This window comes from Mesorhizobium sp. M7A.F.Ca.ET.027.02.1.1, from assembly GCF_004022985.1.
Lineage (GTDB): Bacteria > Pseudomonadota > Alphaproteobacteria > Rhizobiales > Rhizobiaceae > Mesorhizobium.
Genome location: NZ_RZOL01000427.1, coordinates 1 through 4991, shown reverse-complemented (window position 1 = coordinate 4991; position 4991 = coordinate 1). Strand labels below are relative to the sequence as shown.

The window sequence follows — 4991 nt, the reverse complement described above, 5'->3', positions numbered from 1 at the left end:
CCATCATTGGTGGGGAGGCAGGCTCGTCTTCCAACAGTTGCCGCAGTTCCCCTGACTCGAACGCCATCATTGGTGGGGAGTCAGGCTCGTCTTCCAACAGTTGCCGCAGTTCCCCTGGCTCGAATGCCATCATCGGTGGGGAGGCGGGTTCATCCTCCAGCAGCTGCCGCGGCTCTTCCTCGTGCGGCAAGCGCCTCCTTAGCCGGTCTTGCAGCGCCTGCCGATCGGCAACGAGGTTGTCGAGGGGCAGCGGCTCGTGGTCTGGCCGCTGCCCTTTCACCAATCGTTCAACCAGCGCCCACGTGCCCTCCAGGACAAATACGCCGCAATCATAATGGTTCGTCTGTCTGGCCATGGGGGCTGGCGCCAAGGTAGCATTCAGCAGTCCTGCGAGCTGTTTTGCAGGCACGTCGTTATATCCCTCTCGCTGGAGGGAGTCGTAGTGATAGGCGAACCGCCTTTCGGGGTCGCGGCGATCAACGAGCAGCAGCGACCAATGGGTGCCGGGGCTAGTAGCCGTGCCATTATTCACTGGCAAGAACAGGAAGTCGGCTGTGGCGTTGTTTTGATTATAGATGGACTGCAATATGCCTCGAGCGTCTTGCGGCGACGTGTGTCGCAGTAGATGGGATACGGAAGGATCCACCAGCCGAGTCCGGGCAGCGAGCGCCGGATTGATCCCCTGCAGTTGCCGCTCCAGCAAATTGTAATCTCTCTGGACATGGGCGTCGCTCAGCCATTCGGCGGCGCCGAGCACCCGCCCCGTTGCAACGTTGGACGGGGCTGTCGGATCGAGCGCCCCGATCTGAGCCCCAGAGGAACTGGTCGTCAGTGTGGTCACATCAACCAGTGGAAGGCCGCGGTAGGTGCCTGGCAGCTTAGCGGTTGCTGGCGAGGCGGGTTGGGGAGCTCTTGCCGGTGCCGCTGGCCCAGCTTCAGCAGCGGCCCCAACGCGCCTGGTGACTGCGTCTGCCGGATGAGCAGCAAGGACAGTTTCGCGCCCGAGCACAATGCGCGGCAGGATATCCCGGAGGTGAGCCAATGCAGAACCGATACTTAGTCTATTACCATAGGAGACAGCCTTGAAGCTCTCAACATCTTTATCCAGCGATTTGTCGTGAATCCGAGCGGCAATCCCAGGCTTGTTATTTTGACGCAGATACTGGCTAAAATGTCTAAGAAAATTTGTATAGCCGCCCACGGTATCTGGATTCCGTCCGGTCGCAGGCGCTGCCAGGTACTCCTTGGTCGAAGCGGCTCTGTAATCTCTAATGAGCTCGGCATCGTCAGGATAGGGGATCACGAGAGGGCGACCCATAATCGGGGCTCCGCTTGTCGACTTCTTGAGGTAACGCAGTGCGCCAGCCACGGTGGAGGAACCACCCGTACTCTCGTACTCCTTGAGATCCTGATCCAGCGACGAATGGTAAAGCCGAGCAGCAAACCCTGGCTTGTTGTTTTGAAGGAGCCACCGACTAAAGCCGAAAAGAGAATTTACATTGAAAGTGACCGTGTTCGCGCTGGCCTTACCCGCGTGGAATGCTGCCCTCAGCCCTTCGATAGCGGTCGCATCGTTGGAATAGACAGGACGCTTGTCGGAACCGTTGGGGACTACAATTGGACGATCCGGCTGCACTGTCGAGGACATCGAACCACCACCTCCGGGATGCGGTGCTGGGGTGGATTCGTGTTCATCCCTCTGCCTGACGAGCTGCGCCTCAGATTCCGGTGTAGCCACCTTATGAGGATCCTGCATCGGTTCGATCCCCTCCATCTCCTGCTGCAACCAAGCCAAAGCTTGGCGAGCGGCGGCTTCATCAACCGCGGAGGATGTCTCCACACCTCTGGCGGACGCCGGCAGAGCCTGCTCCGCCCGCCGTCGAAAGAGCTCTGGCGAGGCGGATTTCTCCGCCCACAATCTGGGCTGCGTAGCGAGTCCCCGTCCAGATTTATGTGGCACCGCCTCGCTTGGCAGCGGGCTGCTCCTGTCCCGTGCAGCTACCAGCCCCTCCGGGGCGCCCTGGTCGCCGTGGCGCCAGTTCAAGTGAGGGACGGCCTCTCCAAAGTCGGGTGCTTGGTGTTGGTGCGCGGTTGGGGCGAGAGACAATGGTAGATCGGTGCCCTCCTTATAACCTACCGGCAGGAGCTCCTCTGGCCAATCGAATCCCTGCTGTGGTGCGGTATGCTGAGCAGCGTCGCCACGGGGACGAGCCTCCATGCTGACCGCGTTTTCCAGATGACTCCCGAGTATAACGCGCGGCGGGTGCTTGCGGATATAAACCAGTGCAGATTCGATCGGAGCTCCACGAGTAGAGGAGGCGGCCTTGTAGCTCTCAACATCTTTATCCAGCGATTCATCGTAAATCCGGCCCGCAATCCCGAGCTTGTCATTTTGACGTAGGTAATGACTGAAATGGTTAAGAGCAGTTGCGTAGCCGCTCGCGGATCTGAAATGTCTAGTGAGCGCGGCGTCGTCAGGATGGGGGTTCAGGACAGCGCGACCCACAATCGGGGCGGCTCCGCCTATCGGCTTCATCAGTTGACGCAGTGCGCCAGCCACTGTGGAGGAACCACCCCTACTCTCGTACTCCTCGAGATCCTGGCTCAGCGACGGATGGTAAAGCCGAGCAGCAAACCCTGGCTTTTTGTTTTGAAAGAGCCAACGACTAAAGCCGAAAAGAGAATTTGCGCTGCGAGTGACCGTGTCCGGCCTGGCTTTACCCGCAAGGAGTGCAGACTTCAGCCCTTCGATGGCGGTGGCATCGTTGGAATAAACAGGACGCTTGTCGGCACCGTCGGGGGCCACAATTGGACGATCCGGCTGCACTGTCGAGGGCATCGACCCATCGAGATGCGGCGCTGGGGTGTATTCGTGCTCATCCCCCTGCATCGCGAGCTGCGCCTCCCGTTCCGATGTACCCACCTGATGGGCAGGGAGTTGCATCATCGCGCGAGCGCCTGAGTCACCAACCTGACCTGGTTGCCGCTCAGTGACAGCATGCTGCAGATTGCTTTGGATCCTCTGCCTCTTCGTTGGTCTCAACTCACCTTTGCCATGCGAGCCATTGACGAGGACATCCTCGCCTGGTGCACTCATCAACTCATCCGCCGCCTGCAATTCGCCCAAGTGCTGCTCAAAACCGGCTTGGCCGGCTTGTCCGCTTGCTCGTGCGGTACGGCGTGCTGCACCTGCAGCCAAGCTGCTACGATGAATGTCCAGTTTGTACGGGTGCACGCTAGCCTCACTTCCACAGATCACATGAGCAACCTACTCAGGCAAGCTTTCGAAAGGCTGACGAGGTCCGCCGCCGCGGAAGGCGAAGGCTGGTTTTCTGCTCAGCGGTTGACGGCCTAGCGTGTTGCGGCCGCGCCGGGTATCACGCCAATCAATCTGAATAGTCGATGCGTCAAACGAACCAGGATAGGATTTTCGTAGCGGGGCTGCTCTACTCACTCTTGTCCTGAGGTAGAATTCAACCATATCGCCGAGCAACTGGATGCCGATTGGATACCCGATCCGGAAAGCTTCAGCTCATATGTGACGCGAGGATGAGAATCGTGGCAGCTCCAGACCGACGGGCTGCCACCCACAGCGGCGATGACCGACGAGGGTCTTCTATTGCCAAGGTAATCGTCCGTTCGGGGACCTATGTGTTCCTATGCTCGTCGAGCGGATCGGGTGGGCCGCACCGCCGTAGCGTTACGGCGAGCGGAAGCGGCGTTGGGTGCGGCTTTTCCCCTGAACGCTTCACACCAGGCTGATAGGGGATCTTGCAATCGCACACACGCGGTCTGCAGGCGTGCCTATCAAGCAGTTTGCTCAGACCAACGTCGCGGCGAGCCTATCCTCAATACGCAGCGCAAGTCCTAGACTCCACGATCGTCCTTCGGTGCAGATTTGCTCGCGCCTCGCCCTGATTACAGCCGATAAGGCGAGCTAACAATTGCAAGAGCCACAAGCTACTCCAGCTCGATCGGTTTGCTGTTCCAGTCGGGCGGGGTCTGACCGAGAATGTTGCGAACGAAGAAGTCTAGGAGTTTGCGCTCGGTGTAGGTGCCTAGAGTATGGTGATTGGCACCAGGAACGTAGACAATGTCAAAATCTTTTCCTGCCTTGATGAGTCGATCGGCAAGCTGGAACGAGCAAAACGGATCGACATTATCATCCATTTCGCCGACCGCGATCATCAGCTTGCCCTGCAGCCTGTGAGCATTGTCAACGGCGGAGGATTGCGAATATTCAATGCCGACCGGCCACCCCATCCACAGTTCATTCCACCAGGTCTTGTCTATCCTGTTGTCGAAGCAGCCGTTTTTGGCGACGGCGACCTTGTAGAAATCGGGGTGAAAGAGCAGCGCGCTGACTGCACTCTGGCCGCCGGCGGATGCGCCAAAAATGCCGACGTTGGATATGTCGTACCATGGATATTGCGCGGCCGCCGCCTTGTGCCACAGAATGCGATCGGGAAATCCTGCGTCCTTCAGATTCTTCCAAGCAACATCATGGAAGGCGCGGGAGCGGTTGTTGGTGCCCATGCCGTCGATCTGAGCAACGACGAAGCCCAGCTGCGTGAGCGGCTCTGTCCACCGCGAGAAGGATTTTGGGACGAAGGAGCCGTGGGGTCCAGCATAGATATTCTCCACAACCGGGTATTTCTTCGTCGGGTCGAAGTTGGCTGGCAGGTGGAGCACACCCCAGATGTCAGTTTTGCCGTCGCGCCCCTTGGAATGGAAACTGAGCGGCGGCTGCCAGCCTGCGGCGACGAGCTCGGAAATGTCGGCCGTCTCGATCTGCTGGAGCTTGGCATTGTCGCTGGCGCGGTAGAGTGCCATGCGCGGGGGCAGATCGATGCGTGACCAGAGATCGACATAATAGCGCCTGTCAGGCGAGAACTCGATATGGTGGTTGGCCGGTTCGGGCGTCAGTGCAGTCAGTCCCTTGCCGTCAAAGCCGATGCGGTAAGCATGGACCCAATAGGGGTCCTCCTGCG

2 protein-coding genes are annotated in these 4991 nt (G+C 59.1%); both read right to left on the bottom strand.

The window, feature by feature from the left end; all coding sequences use genetic code 11:
* Positions 1 to 3127 (bottom strand): Ulp1 family isopeptidase (locus tag EN749_RS30355; RefSeq protein ID WP_245491523.1); only part of this gene is annotated, 3127 nt, incomplete at its 3' end.
* 833 nt (positions 3128 to 3960) lie between these two features.
* A partial coding sequence (locus EN749_RS30350; RefSeq protein ID WP_145991060.1) for a S9 family peptidase occupies positions 3961 to 4991 on the bottom strand: 1031 nt, incomplete at its 5' end.